This is a genomic window from Vibrio sp. 10N.247.310.98, from assembly GCF_041467395.1.
GTDB lineage: Bacteria > Pseudomonadota > Gammaproteobacteria > Enterobacterales > Vibrionaceae > Vibrio > Vibrio crassostreae_C.
Genome location: NZ_JBFSUL010000003.1, coordinates 43,239 through 59,309, shown reverse-complemented (window position 1 = coordinate 59,309; position 16,071 = coordinate 43,239). Strand labels below are relative to the sequence as shown.

Genomic DNA, 16,071 nt, shown 5'->3' with positions numbered 1-16,071 from the left:
CAACATAAGGAGTTGAGCGATGAGTTCTAAAAAGGAAGTTTATTTCGTTCCACATCAAAGCCACTGGCCATTGGTGGGTGCTGTAGCACTGTTTTTGGTCGCGGTTGGCGCTGGCTTGACGGTGCAAAACATGGGTACCGACGCCGCAGGTGGTGTGTTTGGCAAAGCGGTGTTGTTAGTCGGGTTTGCTGTGCTGCTTTACATGCTCGCAGGTTGGTTTAGCAATGTGATCACAGAATCATTGAGTGGTCTCTATTCTGAGCAGATTTCTCGTTCTTTTAGACAAGGAATGAGTTGGTTCATCTTTTCCGAAATCATGTTCTTTGGCGCTTTCTTTGGCGCGCTTTTCTATGCTCGAATGATTTCTGTGCCTTGGATTGGTGGTGCGGGCAATAATGAAATGACCCATGAAGTATTGTGGCCGATGTTCCAATCAATTTGGCCACTAACGACGACCCCTGATGGCGTAACGACACAAGCCATGCCTTGGCAAGGTATCCCGCTTAAGAACACCATTATTCTGCTGCTTTCCTCTGTGACGCTGCACATGGCACATATCAGTCTTGAGCAAAATAAGCGTATGGCTTTGATCGTGTGGTTGGAGATAACCATTGTTCTGGCTGGCTTCTTCCTGTTCTTCCAAGTTGAAGAGTATCTTCACGCTTATCAAGAGATGGGGCTGACACTTCAGTCTGGCATCTACGGTAATACCTTCTTTTTGCTGACTGGGTTTCATGGCTTACATGTCTGTTTAGGGACGATCTTTTTGATTGTGTTGCTGGCAAGGGTTGCGAAAGACCACTTCACTCCGAAAGACCACTTTGCGTTCCAAGCGGGCAGTTGGTATTGGCACTTTGTTGATGTGGTTTGGTTAGGCCTGTTTGTATTTGTCTATGTGCTTTAACTGCTGAGCCTATCGGGGATTAATAGGGGCGAGGGTTAGGAGTTATCACTCCTGATCCCAAAGCAAGTAATAAAAGTAGCACGACAACGGCTGACCACATGACACGACGACCCAAGAAGTAACTGAGTCTTTTTCCATTGTGTTTACCTGAGGCGATTTGGATTAGACCTTTCATCAAATTGAAAGCGATAAAAAACAGCAAAGCGACCAATACGACTTTAAATAACAGAACAAAGGTAGATGACGCCATAGTGATAACTCCAAACCGATTGATTGATGATGAACACAAGTTCCGCAGTAAAGGTTTTTGGATAGCGGTTGTTTTAACTGTGGTTTCAGTCGGCGCTTTAATCAAGTTAGGTTTATGGCAACTCGATCGTGGTAACGAGAAATTACGTTATGAACAGCAACTATCAGAAAGAGCGCAGCAATCGTTTAGGTCATTGGACACGGTTATCTCTGAATGGAAGGGCTCGCGTACACAAGCCCAAGGTACATCTGAACAGCAGTTTTTAAATGGTTTGAAGGTTGATGTTGAATTGGAAACACCAAGTGGTTTGGTGGTCTTGTTAGACAATCAGATTAACCAAGGAACGGTGGGGTATGTGATTTACATGTTGGGTGAGGTTCAATCTAAAGAGCAAGGCAACCAGCTTTTACACGAAAAGCAGTTATTGATCGATCTTGGGTTTGTTCCGGCAAGTAATGACAGAAGAGAACTACCGCAATTAGGAAGTATCACTGTACCAACCAAAATGTCAGGGCGCTTGTATACACGCTCAATTAATCCTTTAAGTCATGAGTTGGGTTTAGAAAATACGACACCGAATAGAATCCAAAACCTAAACATAGCAGCGTTATCACAGTATACAGGACAAGAAGTGCTGCCCTTTGTCTTCCAACCTCAGAGTTTAGATTCATGGCCCTATGAAATGTTATGGCGTCCAACGGCGATGAGGTCTGAGAAGCATTTTGGTTACTCATTTCAATGGTTTGTTATGGCTGCGGTACTTTTGTTTTTGATGTTGTTGATTGGCTATCGGTACCTAAAAGCAACACCTATCACGAGGAATAAGGATGGATAAATCTCAAGCACAAGTGAACAGGGAAATTACCGAGGCAAACATGGCTGAGCTCAGAAGCCGTCGTACTAAAGGACGCTTGGTATTAATCGGACTCGTTTTAATTTTCGCTTTGCCAGCCATTATCGCCAAAACTGTGTTGGATCAGAATTGGTATACGTCAGGTGTCACTAACTCAGGCGAATTGGTAGAACCAAGAATTACACTAGCGGATTTTGGCGTAACGGTACCCATGGCAGGAGAGGGTTGGGTTGTGGGGTATATCGCACCGATGGAGTGCGAAAGCTTGTGTGAACAACAGCTTCATTATTTGAATCAAAGCTACTTAGCGTTAGGGAAAAACAAAGAGCGAGTGACCGCCGTTGTTTTCGTCTCAGAAGGTAACTCGTTGTCGGGTTCGCTCAACAAGCCTGATTTATCTTTGTTAGCTGGTGGTGATCAGTTAAGCACCGAGTTTTCGCCGGCTTCCATTGTCATTATTGACCCGCTAGGACAGTTGGTTATGGAGTACAAAAGCGTTTCGGAACCGTCGCAGCTAGTCGGGCAATCCAAAGGCATGATTCATGATTTAAGAAAGCTACTTAAGCTATCACGAGTTGGGTAGTTTATAAGCTTTAGCAGATTGCGTTAATGCTGAGTGTTACCAGCGAAAGGAAATAAGTATAGGGAGATAAGTGATGCAGAATAAAGCCCCTGATTTACTGATGCTCGTGATGAGATTAACTATCATGTTAACCCTTACCGTGATTGTTCTCGGCGCTTATACACGTTTGTCTGATGCTGGCCTCGGCTGTCCTGACTGGCCTGGGTGCTATGGAAAGATCACCGTTCCCTCGAATACCCAAGCCGTTAATCAAGCCAATCTACAATTTCCAGAACGAGCTCTCGAAGCAGACAAAGCTTGGATAGAGATGATCCATCGCTACTTTGCAGGAACATTAGGGCTGCTTATCTTTGTCGTTGTTGCTTGGTGTATTAAAAAGAATATAACAGCTGCTGGTCTTCCGTTACTTATCTCTGCAACCGTGATATTTCAGGCTTTTCTTGGAATGTGGACGGTGACTCTCAAGTTGATGCCCGTTGTGGTTATGGCGCATTTGATGGGGGGCTTCACGTTGCTGTCACTGTTGTGTCTGCTCTACTGTCGTTTGTCTCAGTTCCAAAGCCGTTTTGGTGAGGCTACCTATTCTTCACCACTTAAAGTCTCGGCACTATTCGGATTACTCATTGTAATCGGGCAGATACTGCTCGGTGGCTGGACATCGTCAAACTATGCCGCTTTGGTGTGTACTCAATTACCGATTTGTGAAGGTAACTGGATGAGCTTCCTCGACTTCAAAAATGCGTTCGATTTTGCTCAACATGGACACGATAACTATGAGTTTGGTGTGTTGGAATATCCCGCAAGGCTTACCATCCATGTCATGCACCGGTTCGGGGCTATTGTGGCGACGTTAATGGTGCTGATGATCGTGTACCAGCTATGGAAATTTGGCCAAGTGCCTCACCAAAAGCTGAGCGTGATTGTCGCATTGGTATTGTTTACTCAAATCAGCCTTGGGATCAGTAATGTATGGTTTCACCTGCCAATCTCAGTTGCGGTTTTGCATAACCTAGTCGCAGCAATGTTGCTCATCAGCATGGTTGTAACCAATTTTGTGGTGTGGCAACGCAAACCGAGTGAGAGCTTGGTGAAGAACAGTGTATTACAAGGAGGTAATCATGGTCAGTAGAACGTCGACACAGTATGAAGTGGTGGCTCAAGACGCAGCCTTAACTCATAAGATAACAGCCAATAATGACATAACTTTAAGTAACGAAAAGGCTGAAAAAAACAAAGCCACTTGGAAAGTTTATTTAACGCTGACTAAGCCTAAAGTGGTGGCTTTGATGTTGCTGACAGCATTGGTTGGGATGTGTTTGGCCGTGCCGAATGGATTGCCTTTGCAACAAACTTTGTTCGGAATGATTGGGATAGGGTTAATGGCAGGTTCAGCGGCTGCGTTTAACCATTTGATCGATAAAAAGATCGACGGCCAGATGACTCGAACAAATCGACGCCCTTTACCATCCGGTGAGCTGAGTAGTGTGCGTGTGTTTAGCTTTGCAGCAGGTATCGGCTTATTTGGGTTCGCTACGTTAGTGGTGTGGGTCAATCAACTCACCGCTTGGCTAACCTTTGCAAGTTTATTGGGCTATGCGGTCATCTATACCATGTACTTGAAGCGAGCAACGCCGCAAAACATTGTGATAGCAGGGATCGCTGGTGCAATGCCTCCGCTACTGGGCTGGACGGCGGTTACCAATGAACTGCATTCAAATGCTTGGTTGTTGGTGATGATCATCTTTATTTGGACACCTCCTCATTTCTGGGCGTTGGCAATTCATCGTCGTGATGAGTATGCCAAAGTGAACATCCCCATGTTACCTGTGACTCACGGAATCGAATACACCAAGACGTCTATTTTTCTGTATACCTTTTTGCTTAGCATCGTGTGTATATTGCCTGTATTGGTTGGCATGAGCAGCTGGATATATCTGAGCGCTTCATTGGTGCTCAACGGCGGGTTTGTTTATCACGCTTGGCTACTTAAATATCGTGATGAGCCCAATATGGCGATGAAGACCTTTAAGTTCTCCATCTATCATCTCATGATCTTGTTTGTTGCTTTGTTGGCGGATCATTATTTGCTCTGATAGCTCTGTACAGATTAAACAAGGTTATCCCCATATCAAAACCAAACCTTTGGTTTCCACTAACCGAACCCTGACACGCCATGTATGAAAAACCGGACAATTGATTGGTATGAATTATATAAAGGAGCCGGTATGGAATTCACAGAACTAGACAGAGACGCGTTGTATCAAACGTGGATGTCACAAAAATCGAGAATGCGAATTACGCAGATGGAGTTTTCAAAAAAGCTAGGCATGAACCAGCTTGATTTCTCAAGAGTGCTAAGAGGGGAGACGCCATTAACCATGTCTTTCATTAGTCATTTTTGTCGTTTACTTCATTTGGAACCAAGGAATGTATTCCCCTCGCTGAAAGAGGGCAATGAGTCTGGGCCTAAAGTGGTCTACCTGAAAAGTAGAATGAGTGTTGATGGTGAGATCCAAAATGCTTATATCGAAGGAAATCAGGTAATTGTAGAGTACGCACACACTGTTCAACATGATTAATTTTAGAGTTAGCTCTGATTTTTACCCCCCTTTTTCTACAACCTTTTCACATAGGGTATGGCATACTTAGTTAGATTCCTTAATTTTAGCTAAGTGCGGTATGAACTCTTTAAAAGTCCTTTTGCTTGTTGCAACCAGCATTTTCTTGTTTGGTTGTGCAGGCGGCCCAATTAGAACCGCTACTAAATTTACCAGCTACGAAGATTTTCAGGCTGGGCCTGACGGAGGCGTCGACTAGGTTTGGGCAAGGGTTGGGCTACGTGACTCACAGCGTTTGAAATCCAAGTTAGATGATTACGACTCTGTAGTGATCGACCAAATTTTTGTTTTAGCAGAAGAAGGTTCGTTGGATCAGGAAGAGATTCAGGAACTCACTGAGCACATGGTTGCGCGCTTGGAAGATAAAATATCGCCTCATAAAACGATCGTCGATGAACCGACAGGAAAAACGCTCCGCTTGAGTATCGCTCTGAGTAACGTTGAAACGCCCAATCCGCTCTTAGCTGTAACGAGCAGCGTTCTGCCGTTTGGTCTTGCGATGTCAACCATATCTAAGGTCACGACTGGTGAGCACACCAATGTTGGGAGTGCGAGTGTAGAGTTATTGGTCAGTGATGCTCAAGAGGGCACACCACTGTTTGCAGCCATCGACCGTGAAGCGGGTAACAAAGATTTTTCAACCATGATTGATTCGCTGGATGATGCCAAAGACGCGATCAACTATTGGGTTGAACGTTTAGGTGATACTCTACACAACATAGATGACGCATAGTAAAGACCGAATAATGCTAGAGAAAGAGAACCTGATTAAGTTGGCTCGAATGCAGATGCCATTTGGAAAGTACGCGGGTCGTACACTGATTGACTTACCTGAAGAATATTTGCTGTGGTTTGATAAAAAGGGATTCCCGTCTGGTGAACTCGGCGATTTATTGAAACTGTGCCTTGCTCTGAAAATTGAAGGGCTTGATAGTGTCGTCAAGCCATTGAAAAGAATGTAATTAAATAAAAGCTCACGCTGATCACGTGAGCTTTTTTGTTTTTGAGTTCGACACAATTTTACATGCATGATGTAGCTTGAAGAATGGCTCTTCTTACCTTGCTATAAAATACGCAATCGATAGCGTGTAAATAATGGTATACAGGGTGTTTTAAATATAAAACACAAAAAAAATTGCGTTTATTTTTAATTAGTGATTGAAACTAGAGTTTTTACTAGTTAAGTTACAGGGAACAAGAAGATTAGTGCTGATAGAAAGTGACGTGAGACAACGTACATTCAGCTCAAGGATAGAAAAAAGGAAGAAGTAAGCAATGTTCCAGACTGATGATGTAAGAATTAACAAAGTAAAAGAGTTATTACCCCCTGTTGCTGTTTTAGAAAAGTTTCCAGCGACAGAAGTTGCTTCTTCTACAACCTTTGAAAGCCGCAAAGCGATCCACAATATTTTAGAAGAGAGCGATGATCGCTTGCTTGTTATTGTCGGCCCATGTTCTATTCATGACACAGAAGCTGCTCTTGAGTACGGTAAACGTTTGAAAGTGTTGCGCGACGAACTTGGTGATAACCTTGAAATCGTAATGCGTGTTTACTTTGAAAAACCACGTACAACTGTTGGTTGGAAAGGTCTAATAAATGACCCGTACATGAACGATACGTTCAAGCTAAATGATGGCCTTCGTCTAGGACGTAAGCTACTGCTGGACCTAACTGACATGGGCATGCCAACGGCAAGCGAATTCCTAGACATGATCACGCCTCAATACGTTGCTGACCTAATCAGCTGGGGTGCAATCGGCGCACGTACTACAGAATCTCAAGTTCACCGCGAACTGGCTTCTGGCCTATCTTGCCCAGTTGGATTTAAGAATGGTACTGATGGCAACATCAAGATTGCAACAGATGCTATTCGCTCTGCTAGCGCTTCTCACCACTTCTTATCAGTAACTAAGTACGGTCACTCAGCTATCGTTGAAACAGCAGGTAACCCTGATTGTCATATCATCCTACGTGGTGGCAAAGAGCCAAATTACAGCGCAGAACACGTTGGTAAGATTAAAGAAGAGCTAGCAGCTTCTGGTCTTCCACAAAAAGTGATGATCGATTTCAGCCACGCAAACAGCTCTAAGCAGTTTAAGCGTCAAATGAACGTATCTGATGACGTAAGCGCACAAATTTCTGGTGGCGACAAAGCTATCTTTGGTGTGATGATTGAATCTCATCTTGTTGAAGGTCGCCAAGACCTGGTTGAGGGCAAAGCTGCAACGTACGGCCAATCTGTTACTGATGCGTGTATTGGTTGGGAAGACACTGAAACAGTACTTCGCCAGCTGGCAGACGCTGTTGAAGCTCGTCGTAACAAATAGACTAATTACAGTCAGCGATTAAGCTACTGAAAATTCAAAGCCCTTAGTTAGCAACAGCTAATAAGGGCTTTTTTGTGGATCTTAGTTGAAAACTGGAAGTGTCTGTATTCTTAAATGAGAAAAGACAGTAACTCGTCGACTTTAAGTGACAGTAAAGCTTTATCTTGTTTGGTTTCAACGTTAAGGCGTATTAATGGCTCGGTATTGGACTTTCTTAAGTTGAAGCGCCATGAGCCCATATTCATGCTGATTCCGTCTGTGTGATCGATCTCAACGGCATTATTTTGGTAGTGCGATAACACGCAAGCCATGACCTGCTCTGGGTCTGAGACTCTTCGATTGATCTCCCCGGAAGAGGGGAATCTATCTATACTAGTACTCGTTAATTGGTGAAGAGATTGTTGAGTTTTCGACATCAGCTCGATAACCAATAGCCAAGGAATCATGCCTGAATCGCAATATCCAAAATCACGAAAATAATGGTGTGCACTCATTTCGCCCCCATAGACGGCATTCGTTTTACGCATCTTCTCTTTGATCAGTGCGTGTCCTGCTTTAATTCCAATCGCTTTTCCACCATGCGTTTTTGCGATTTCAATTGTGTTCCAGGTCATGCGCATATCGTGCAATACAGTCGTGTTAGGCTGTTTGACCAAGAATGCTTCAGCAAGCAACCCTACAATGTAATAACCCTCGATGTAATCGCCTTGCTCATCAAAGAAAAAGCATCGGTCGAAGTCTCCATCCCAAGCAATTCCAAGGTTGGCAGAATGCTCTAAAACGGCATCTCGAGTGGCTGCTTGGTTCTCTCTAATCAAAGGGTTTGGAATACCATTTGGGAAGTTTCCATCAGGGTTATGATGAACTTTGATGAAGGTGATAGGGACACCGAGTTCGTTAAATTTATTATCTAAAGCATCAATGATATGTCCTGCAACACCGTTCCCAGCATTAACCACAATCTTCATCGGTGACAGCTTTGATGGGGTTATGTACGAGAGTAGGTGCTCGACGTACGGAGCAAGAATACTGTTCGATCTACTAGAGTTACTTGGTTGTGCATGAACGAACGGTAAATTGCAGTTCAGCTCTTGATTAAGTTCTTCAATGCGTCGTTTGATTTCATCTAAACCACTGTTTTTACTGATAGGGCTAGCGTCTACACCGACCATTTTCATGCCGTTGTAATTGATTGGGTTGTGGCTGGCTGTGATTTGTATTCCGCCAATCGCTTTTAGGTAACGAGTCGCAAAGTAGACCTCTTCAGTGCCAGTCATACCTAGATCAATGACGGTAATCCCTGACTCGATTAAGCCTTTGGTCATGGCTTCTTGTAATGACAGGGAGGTTTTGCGGTTATCACGACCAATCACTACCTGCGCCAAACCATCGAGTGAGGTTTCAGGCTTAGCGGATAGGACGTATTCGCCAAATGCCTTACCGAGCAGGTAGGCGAGTGGCTCATTGATTTGTTTACCAATGACGCCGCGGATATCGTTGTTCTTAAAGCAGTTTAGGTCTAATGTTGGTTTCATCGATTTGTCGCTGCTTTATTTCGTTTGGTTGTGCTTTGATGAGTGGACTTGTTGCTTGCGCACGTCTCGCCCATAACTGTCTTGATATCGAATGATGTCGCCTTCACTTAAATGACTGCCTGTTTGTACTTCAATCATCTCGAGTGGGAGATCCCCTGGGTTCTCTAGGCTGTGAATATGACCTAAAGGGATGTAAGTGGATTGATCTTCTTCAACCAGATAGGTTTTCTCATTGTTGGTCACTTTCGCAGTACCCGCCACGACTACCCAATGTTCCGCTCTATGGTGGTGCATTTGTAACGACAACTTGTGACCGGGTTTAACGGTGATACGTTTAACTTTGTCGCGCTTGCCTAGGTCGATAACATCGTATTTACCCCAAGGTCTAAACACCTCACGATGATGCACATGTTCTGTGCGACCCGCTTGATTTAGTTGACTGACAATCGATTTAACACCCTGAACCCTGTCTTTATTTGCAACCAATATAGCGTCTTTGGTTTCGACAATAATCAGGTTGTCGACACCTACCGTCGCAACCAGCTTATTTTCAGCATGGATGTAGTTGTGTTGAGAGTCGACGGTTAACACATCACCTTCAATGACGTTATTGTGCTGATCTTTTTCGCTTACATCCCAGATCGCGGACCATGAGCCAATATCGTTCCAGCCGACATCCATCGGGATCACCGCGGCGTGCGAGGTCTTTTCCATCACGGCGTAATCGATTGAATCACTTGGACTGCTTTTGAATGCTTCAGCGTCTATACGGATAAAGTCGAGGTCGGTATTTTGCGTTGCAAGAGCGAGTTTACAAGCCGCTACTATCTCAGGGTGGTGTTCGGCGAGTTCTTCAACATAGCGTGATGCCTTAAACATGAACATGCCACTGTTCCATAAGTATTGTCCTGAGCGGATGTACTCTTCTGCTGTTGCTGTGTCTGGCTTTTCTACAAAGCATTCTATGGCGAAGGCGTGATTGATTGGCTGCTCTGTTCCATTAGTATCAGTTTGAGCACTGGAGGAAAGAGGCTCTCCCTGCTTGATATAGCCATAGCCAGTCTCTGGGGAGCTAGGTGTTATACCGAATGTCACCAGCTTGCCTTGTTTTGCATAATCAACACCACGACTAATCGCTTGTTGGAATTCAGAGGTTTTCGCGATGTGATGATCAGCAGCCAGCACTAACAAGATAGGGTCGGATGCGCTTTGTTCATTAAGCGGTGGTTTACTTAAAGCCTTTAGGGCGGCAAGCGCAATGGCTGGGGCTGTATTTCTACCGACTGGCTCTAGCAGAATACCACTATGTTGAATGTTAGCTGATCGAGCTTGTTCAGCGGCAATAAAGCGATGCTCTTCATTACAGATAATGAATGGGGCATCGCATTTACTATCCATCAAGTGCTCTTCAAGGCCTTGCAGGCGTTGAAGTGTGTGCTGAAGCATTGACTGGTCGCCGGCAATATTGAGAAATTGCTTAGGGTAAAGCTCGCGAGACAGTGGCCAGAGACGACTTCCGGAGCCGCCGGCTAGAATGACAGGTAAAATCATAGCGTGGTAATTAGGTGCATTAGAATACTGCCAGCATATTACCACGCTTCACGCTTATTACTTATCGATAACCAAGAAGGATATGACTATCGATGACCTTCCGTAGGGGAGTTCAACATGTCTTTGGGATCGCTAATATTCTGATTATCACCTAGGCTTTGAACGCTGTTATGATCTTGAACATTAGAAAAGTCTTGAGGGTCAATCTTGAGTGTCTGTGTTGGGAACGCGATGTCTGCATTGTGTTTATGAATAATCGCCAGAACCTGTAACAGAACGTCTTGCTTCACTTTGTGGTACCTGATCCAGTTGACTGTTTTTGTGAAGGTATAGATAAAGAAGTTGAGCGTTGATGGCCCAAATTTGTCAAAGTTAACGATCAACGTCTGTTTGGCATCAATATCAGGGTGGGTCTCGAGCATGGTTCTTACATCATCAACAATGAGCGCCAATTTGTCTGCATCTTGATAACGAAGACCAAAGGTTTCATTGATTCTACGATTCAACATTCTCGATGGATTCTCTACCACAATACTACTGAACACCGAATTTGGCACGTACAAAGGACGCTTATCAAAAGTGCGGATGATCGTCATGCGCCAACCAATGCGTTCGACAGTGCCTTCGATTTGACGATCGGGAGAACGTATCCAATCACCGACTTTAAAAGGGCGGTCGAAGTAAATCATCATGCCACCGAAGAAATTCGACAGTAGATCTTTTGCAGCTAAACCGACAATTAAACCACCAACACCACCAAAGGTGAGTAAGCCGGAAAGACTGAGCCCAAATGCCTGCATAATGGTTAGGCCGCCCATCACCATAAAGAACAGGCGAGCGACTTTCGCAATTGCCTGTACTGTGGTTTCGTCTCTGTTTTTTTGCTCTAAGACATAGGCTTCTGTGTTAGTGATCATTCGTAAGGTAAACCAAACGAAGGTACAGATAATTAATATGTGCTTAAGTGTTTTTAACCAGTTGATTTCATTGCCAAACTGGTCTTGAAGGATGAGCCCGACAGATACTGTAGCAGGCCAACACCAAAGTAACGTGCTGACAGGGGTTTTTAGTGCTTCTAGCAGTAGATCGTCCCAGTGGAATGGGGTTTTCTGAACCAGAATTTCTAAGCGATTATGGATAATTCGCCAAGCTACCCAAGCGAGAAAACTCGCCATAGTGATGAATAGGACGCTGTTTGCCCAATCACTATGGCTCTGGTTGATGTAGGTTTGTACTTGGGTTATGAATTCATTCATTGTGTGTGCTGCCGCAGAAATTATGAATTGGAAATTAGCAGAAACTCGAGTTGTTCTCTACCTTTATAAATCAAGCGATTATGACAATAGTATAACCTTATTCTTGCAGAACTAACTTTTTTTGAGATAGAAACTAATGTAGGTTTGGCTATCCCGTGTAATTAAAATTTCTAAACAGGATTTCAAATGAGCGACAAACAATATGCAGTTATCGGTTTAGGGCGATTTGGTCTGTCTGTTTGCAAAGAGCTACAAAGTTCAGGGGCACAGGTACTGGCCGTCGATATTGATGAAGAGCGAGTGAAAGAAGCAGCGGCTTTTGTTTCACAAGCGATTGTTGCGAACTGCACGAGCGAAGAGACGGTGAAAGAGTTAAGACTCGATGATTACGATATGGTGATGGTATCGATAGGCTCTGACGTTAACTCAAGCATTCTAACGACTTTGGTGGTGAAAGAATCTGGAGCAAAAGCAGTCTGGGTTAAGGCGAATGATAAGTTCCACGGCAAGATCCTCTCTAAGATTGGTGCTGACCATATCATCATGCCCGAGCGCGATATGGGTATTCGTGTTGCTCGTAAGATGCTGGACAGACGCGTTCTCGAATTTATCGACCTTGGCAGTGGCTTAGCGATGACGGAGATTGTTATTGGTTCTAAACTGTTGGGTAAGAAACTTGGCGATCTTAAGCTGTGTAAAGAAAATGGTGTTGAGGTACTTGGCTTCAAGCGAGGGCCGAACCTCACTAAAGCACCAGAATTGGATGTGAGTTTAGAAATTGGGGATGTGGTGATCATCGCTGGGCCGAAAGAGACCTTATCTAGAAAGCTACGCAATTGGTAATTGGCAATAAGGTAACAGTATGAATTCGTTAAAACGAAAAGGTACTTTCTACACGCTTAAGAGTGATAAAAAGCCACGTAAAGGCTCTGAACCTAAGATTATCCTTACGAGCTTCTTAGGCGTACTTATCCCCTCTGCAATATTGTTGACGATGCCTGTATTTTCTGTGACAGGCCTAAGTTTTACGGATGCACTGTTTACAGCAACCTCGGCGATCAGTGTGACAGGATTAGGTGTTGTCGATACCGGTGAGCATTTCACCTTGGCGGGTAAAATCTTACTGATGTTCTTGATGCAAGTCGGCGGGTTAGGGCAGATGACTCTATCTGCGGTACTGCTTTACATGTTCGGTGTTAGGTTAAGCCTTAAACAACAAGCACTCGCGAAAGAAGCGCTTGGCCAAGATCGTAAGATTAACCTTCGTAAATTGGTTAAGAAGATCATCATCTTTGCATTAGTGGCTGAATTTATCGGTTTTGTATTGCTCTGCTTCCGCTGGGTACCTGAGATGGGATGGTCAACGGGCAGTTTTTATGCACTGTTTCATGCGATATCTGCATTCAATAACGCAGGTTTTGCACTGTTTTCAGACAGTATGATGAGTTTTGTTGATGATCCGCTGGTGATCTTCACCTTAGCTGGCTTGTTTATTTTCGGTGGGCTAGGCTTCACAGTCGTCGGCGACCTATCGAGTAACTGGCGTAAAGGTTTTCGACATCTTCATTTACACACCAAGATTATGCTAACCGCCACTCCGACTCTATTGTTGGTAGGTACGGTATTGTTCTGGCTGCTAGAAAGAAATAACTCAGCAACCATGGAAGGGTTATCGACTCAAGGACAGTGGCTAGCCGCATTTTTTCAGTCGGCAAGTGCTCGTACTGCTGGCTTTAATAGTGTGGATTTGTCTCAGTACACACAGCCTGCGTTGCTGGTAATGATTGTACTGATGTTGATTGGTGCAGGTTCTACCTCAACAGGTGGTGGTATTAAGGTTTCGACCTTTGCAGTAGCCTTTGTCGCAACGTGGACCTTCCTCCGTCAGAAAAAGCACGTGGTGATGTTTAAGCGCACTGTGACTTGGCAAGCGGTAACAAAGTCATTGGCCATTATTGTGGTAAGTGGGGCGTTATTAACCACCGCGATGTTTTTGTTAATGCTTACTGAAAAGGCAGCGTTTGATCGAGTCATGTTTGAGGTGATTTCTGCCTTTGCAACGGTTGGTTTAACAGCTGGCTTAACCGCAAACCTGACTGAGCCAGGTAAATACATCATGATTGTGGTTATGGTGATTGGACGTATCGGCCCCCTGACCTTGGCTTATATGCTAGCTCGCCCAGAACCTTCCTTGTTGAAATACCCTGAAGACACGGTGTTAACGGGTTAATTAGGTCCATGGGCTGATAAATAAAGCTCTGTAAATAAAAACAAAGCCAGCGATATGCTGGCTTTGTTGTCATAGGCTGATCGTTAATTGCTGAATGCCTATCCCTCAAACATCTCAACGTATTCCTCATAGCCTTCTTCTGCTAATTTATCCGCAGGGATAAAGCGCATTGCGGCTGAGTTCATGCAGTAACGTAACCCAGTTGGTTTTGGACCATCTTTGAATACATGCCCTAGGTGGGAATCGCCAAACTTACTTCGGACCTCTGTTCTTGGGTAAAGCAGCTTGTAGTCAGTAGTTGTAACGACATAAGCTTCGCTGATTGGTTGGGTGAAGCTCGGCCAACCCGTACCTGATTTGTATTTGTCTTTTGATGAGAACAAAGGCTCACCGGTAACGATATCAACATAAATACCTTCCTCTTTGTTATCCCAGTATTTGTTGTCAAATGGGCGCTCAGTAGCGTCTTCTTGCGTTACATCGTATTGAAGTGCTGTAAGCTTCGCTTTGATCTCTACATCAGAAGGTTTAACGTAGGTTTTAGCATTCGCTGTCGCATTCTTACTGTCGATGATCTGACGTAGTGTTTTAGGGTTGTCCTTTCTATCATCACCGAAGATTTTATCTAGGTACTGATCGCGGCCAGAAGCATAGCGGTAGTAGTTATAACGAACTTTACTCTTCTTGTAATAGTCTTGGTGATAGTCTTCCGCTGGCCAGAATTTTTCAAATTCAATCAGTTCTGTTTTTAGTGGTTCACCAAAGATATTAGCTTTGTCGATTTCCATCATGAAGTTCTGAGCAACATCTTTTTGTGCTTGGTTATGATAGAAAATAGCTGGTCGATAATGACGGCCTCGGTCTACAAAAGAACCTTTGTCATCGGTTGGGTCGATGTGTCTGAAGAATTGGTCAAGAACCTGTTCATAGCTAACAACATCAGGGTTGTAAGTCACGTTTATCACTTCGATGTGACCCGACTTGCCTGAGGATACTTGTTTGTAGGTTGGGTTTTCTAGTTCACCGCCAGAATACCCAGAGATAACGTCGGTGACGCCTGTCAGCTTTTCTAGGTCGGATTCTGTACACCAAAAACAACCACCAGCCAGTGTCGCGATTTCACTTTTACCTGAATTAGCCGTTTTATCCATTGTATTGGCAGTGCCAGTCTGGCTTACAAACAGCGAAATCAGTGGTAGCGCAACCACGAGTGATACCAATATTTTAGATAATTTATTCATAGATACCTCATCTTGACGTTCTTCTCATTCGATTTTGAATGTACGAATAGAGACAGGTTTTAGATGGAAAAAATTGCATCATTCACAAAAAAATATGTCGCCGAGAAAATCTTGCTCATAAATGCCGCCAGTAGTAGGGTGTCAGTATTGATATCCAATAATAGACAGCGATGGCGGTTATCGTACATCTAAGGAACAACATGCAAGCAGAAGTTAAATGGGTCGAAGGCTTTAAATTCCTGGGTCAATCTCAATCTGGCCACTCTGTAGTAATGGATGGCAGTGGTGGTGCAACCGCGCCAAGCCCAATGGAAATGGTCCTTATGGCCGCTGGTGGTTGTAGCTCTGTTGATGTCGTCGATGGTTTGAAATCTGCAGGCCAGAACATCACAGGCTGTAATGCAAAACTTGAAACGACACGTCGTGAAACAGCACCAAAAATCTTTACTGTGATTAACATTCACTTTGAAGTGTCTGGTGACAACCTAGATCCTGAGTTAGTGGCTAAAGTATGTGCTGATTCGTTAGAAAAATACTGTTCAGTATGTCTAATGTTAGGTGCTGGCGTAGAAATGACTCACAGCTGGGAAATCGTTTAGTTTTCGGTTTGTACAGCCTAGCTTGGGGCCGGTACTTTTCGGCTTACGGCTTATTAGTAAAGACAGATACAGAAAAGGGCGGAGCACTTTGAGTGCTCCGCCCTTATTATTTCGGCTAAGGTA

The 16,071-nt window shown here is 44.2% G+C and carries 16 protein-coding genes and 1 pseudogene; 12 read left to right on the top strand and 5 right to left on the bottom strand.

The window, feature by feature from the left end:
• Positions 1 to 19 precede the first annotated feature (19 nt).
• The gene (locus AB6E78_RS02015) at positions 20 to 904 is read left to right on the top strand and encodes a cytochrome c oxidase subunit 3 (RefSeq protein ID WP_009845661.1); all 885 of its coding nucleotides are present in this window, start codon (positions 20 to 22) and stop codon (positions 902 to 904) included.
• A gap of 19 nt (positions 905 to 923) precedes the next feature.
• Here AB6E78_RS02015 and AB6E78_RS02010 read toward each other — a convergent pair whose 3' ends face one another.
• Complete coding sequence (locus AB6E78_RS02010; RefSeq protein WP_017066085.1) at positions 924 to 1,154, bottom strand: DUF2909 family protein; 231 nt, start codon at positions 1,152 to 1,154, stop codon at positions 924 to 926.
• Between AB6E78_RS02010 and AB6E78_RS02005 the strand changes: the two genes are divergently transcribed.
• The 8 genes and pseudogenes from AB6E78_RS02005 to aroG all read left to right on the top strand — a co-directional run bounded on the left by AB6E78_RS02005 (position 1,042) and on the right by aroG (position 7,536).
• The gene (locus tag AB6E78_RS02005) at positions 1,042 to 1,989 is read left to right on the top strand and encodes an SURF1 family protein (RefSeq protein ID WP_102428788.1); all 948 of its coding nucleotides are present in this window, start codon (positions 1,042 to 1,044) and stop codon (positions 1,987 to 1,989) included. The two genes, AB6E78_RS02010 and AB6E78_RS02005, sit on opposite strands and share 113 nt — an antisense overlap.
• Positions 1,982 to 2,590: a hypothetical protein gene (locus AB6E78_RS02000; protein ID WP_017061753.1), complete on the top strand. Its 609-nt coding sequence runs from the start codon at positions 1,982 to 1,984 to the stop codon at positions 2,588 to 2,590. The genes AB6E78_RS02005 and AB6E78_RS02000 overlap by 8 nt, the downstream gene beginning before the upstream one ends.
• Before the next feature lie 73 nt (positions 2,591 to 2,663).
• Positions 2,664 to 3,719, top strand: coding sequence for a heme A synthase (locus tag AB6E78_RS01995; RefSeq protein WP_372111556.1), 1,056 nt, complete (start codon positions 2,664 to 2,666; stop codon positions 3,717 to 3,719).
• On the top strand, positions 3,709 to 4,683 hold the full coding sequence (cyoE, locus tag AB6E78_RS01990; protein ID WP_372111559.1) for a heme o synthase: 975 nt from the start codon (positions 3,709 to 3,711) through the stop codon (positions 4,681 to 4,683). Before AB6E78_RS01995 ends, cyoE begins: the two co-directional genes overlap by 11 nt.
• Positions 4,684 to 4,815: 132 nt before the next feature.
• Complete coding sequence (locus tag AB6E78_RS01985) at positions 4,816 to 5,169, top strand: hypothetical protein (protein ID WP_017061749.1); 354 nt, start codon at positions 4,816 to 4,818, stop codon at positions 5,167 to 5,169.
• Positions 5,170 to 5,269: 100 nt separating this feature from the next.
• Positions 5,270 to 5,941: pseudogene (locus AB6E78_RS01980) on the top strand (DUF3313 domain-containing protein).
• A 13-nt stretch (positions 5,942 to 5,954) separates the two neighbouring features.
• A complete protein-coding gene (locus AB6E78_RS01975; protein ID WP_004730103.1) occupies positions 5,955 to 6,170 on the top strand; it encodes a DUF3820 family protein in 216 nt (71 codons plus the stop codon).
• Between the two features lie 313 nt (positions 6,171 to 6,483).
• The gene (gene aroG / locus AB6E78_RS01970; RefSeq protein WP_017061746.1) at positions 6,484 to 7,536 is read left to right on the top strand and encodes a 3-deoxy-7-phosphoheptulonate synthase AroG; all 1,053 of its coding nucleotides are present in this window, start codon (positions 6,484 to 6,486) and stop codon (positions 7,534 to 7,536) included.
• Between the two features lie 110 nt (positions 7,537 to 7,646).
• Here aroG and AB6E78_RS01965 read toward each other — a convergent pair whose 3' ends face one another.
• The 3 genes from AB6E78_RS01965 to AB6E78_RS01955 form a co-directional block, all read right to left on the bottom strand.
• A complete protein-coding gene (locus tag AB6E78_RS01965; protein WP_372104299.1) occupies positions 7,647 to 9,071 on the bottom strand; it encodes a phosphomannomutase CpsG in 1,425 nt (474 codons plus the stop codon).
• A gap of 15 nt (positions 9,072 to 9,086) precedes the next feature.
• A complete protein-coding gene (locus AB6E78_RS01960) occupies positions 9,087 to 10,622 on the bottom strand; it encodes a mannose-1-phosphate guanylyltransferase/mannose-6-phosphate isomerase (protein ID WP_372111561.1) in 1,536 nt (511 codons plus the stop codon).
• Between the two features lie 86 nt (positions 10,623 to 10,708).
• Positions 10,709 to 11,878, bottom strand: a complete 1,170-nt coding sequence (locus AB6E78_RS01955; protein WP_017064827.1) for a mechanosensitive ion channel family protein — start codon at positions 11,876 to 11,878, stop codon at positions 10,709 to 10,711.
• Between the two features lie 186 nt (positions 11,879 to 12,064).
• Between AB6E78_RS01955 and AB6E78_RS01950 the strand changes: the two genes are divergently transcribed.
• Both AB6E78_RS01950 and AB6E78_RS01945 read left to right on the top strand, forming a co-directional pair.
• A complete protein-coding gene (locus AB6E78_RS01950) occupies positions 12,065 to 12,721 on the top strand; it encodes a TrkA family potassium uptake protein (protein ID WP_019820412.1) in 657 nt (218 codons plus the stop codon).
• A 19-nt stretch (positions 12,722 to 12,740) separates the two neighbouring features.
• Entirely contained in the window at positions 12,741 to 14,108 is a 1,368-nt protein-coding gene (locus AB6E78_RS01945) for a TrkH family potassium uptake protein (protein WP_017065604.1), read from the top strand.
• A 98-nt stretch (positions 14,109 to 14,206) separates the two neighbouring features.
• Here AB6E78_RS01945 and msrB read toward each other — a convergent pair whose 3' ends face one another.
• Positions 14,207 to 15,349: a peptide-methionine (R)-S-oxide reductase MsrB gene (msrB, locus tag AB6E78_RS01940; RefSeq protein WP_372132482.1), complete on the bottom strand. Its 1,143-nt coding sequence runs from the start codon at positions 15,347 to 15,349 to the stop codon at positions 14,207 to 14,209.
• Between the two features lie 200 nt (positions 15,350 to 15,549).
• Here msrB and AB6E78_RS01935 point away from each other — a divergent pair, with 200 nt between their 5' ends.
• A complete protein-coding gene (locus AB6E78_RS01935) occupies positions 15,550 to 15,948 on the top strand; it encodes an OsmC family protein (RefSeq protein WP_017068628.1) in 399 nt (132 codons plus the stop codon).
• The last annotated feature ends 123 nt before the right edge of the window (positions 15,949 to 16,071 follow it).

Excerpts from the sequence above, each read along its gene's own strand:
- AB6E78_RS02000 (WP_017061753.1), top strand. The coding sequence starts at position 1,982 with ATGGATAAATCTCAAGCACAAGTGAACAGGGAAATTACCGAGGCAAAC.
- AB6E78_RS02010 (WP_017066085.1), bottom strand. The coding sequence starts at position 1,154 with ATGGCGTCATCTACCTTTGTTCTGTTATTTAAAGTCGTATTGGTCGCT.
- aroG (WP_017061746.1), top strand. The coding sequence starts at position 6,484 with ATGTTCCAGACTGATGATGTAAGAATTAACAAAGTAAAAGAGTTATTA.
- AB6E78_RS01945 (WP_017065604.1), top strand. The coding sequence starts at position 12,741 with ATGAATTCGTTAAAACGAAAAGGTACTTTCTACACGCTTAAGAGTGAT.
- cyoE (WP_372111559.1), top strand. The coding sequence starts at position 3,709 with ATGGTCAGTAGAACGTCGACACAGTATGAAGTGGTGGCTCAAGACGCA.
- AB6E78_RS01995 (WP_372111556.1), top strand. The coding sequence starts at position 2,664 with ATGCAGAATAAAGCCCCTGATTTACTGATGCTCGTGATGAGATTAACT.
- AB6E78_RS01985 (WP_017061749.1), top strand. The coding sequence starts at position 4,816 with ATGGAATTCACAGAACTAGACAGAGACGCGTTGTATCAAACGTGGATG.
- AB6E78_RS01935 (WP_017068628.1), top strand. The coding sequence starts at position 15,550 with ATGCAAGCAGAAGTTAAATGGGTCGAAGGCTTTAAATTCCTGGGTCAA.
- AB6E78_RS01965 (WP_372104299.1), bottom strand. The coding sequence starts at position 9,071 with ATGAAACCAACATTAGACCTAAACTGCTTTAAGAACAACGATATCCGC.
- msrB (WP_372132482.1), bottom strand. The coding sequence starts at position 15,349 with ATGAATAAATTATCTAAAATATTGGTATCACTCGTGGTTGCGCTACCA.
- AB6E78_RS02015 (WP_009845661.1), top strand. The coding sequence starts at position 20 with ATGAGTTCTAAAAAGGAAGTTTATTTCGTTCCACATCAAAGCCACTGG.
- AB6E78_RS01955 (WP_017064827.1), bottom strand. The coding sequence starts at position 11,878 with ATGAATGAATTCATAACCCAAGTACAAACCTACATCAACCAGAGCCAT.
- AB6E78_RS01960 (WP_372111561.1), bottom strand. The coding sequence starts at position 10,622 with ATGATTTTACCTGTCATTCTAGCCGGCGGCTCCGGAAGTCGTCTCTGG.
- AB6E78_RS01950 (WP_019820412.1), top strand. The coding sequence starts at position 12,065 with ATGAGCGACAAACAATATGCAGTTATCGGTTTAGGGCGATTTGGTCTG.
- AB6E78_RS01975 (WP_004730103.1), top strand. The coding sequence starts at position 5,955 with ATGCTAGAGAAAGAGAACCTGATTAAGTTGGCTCGAATGCAGATGCCA.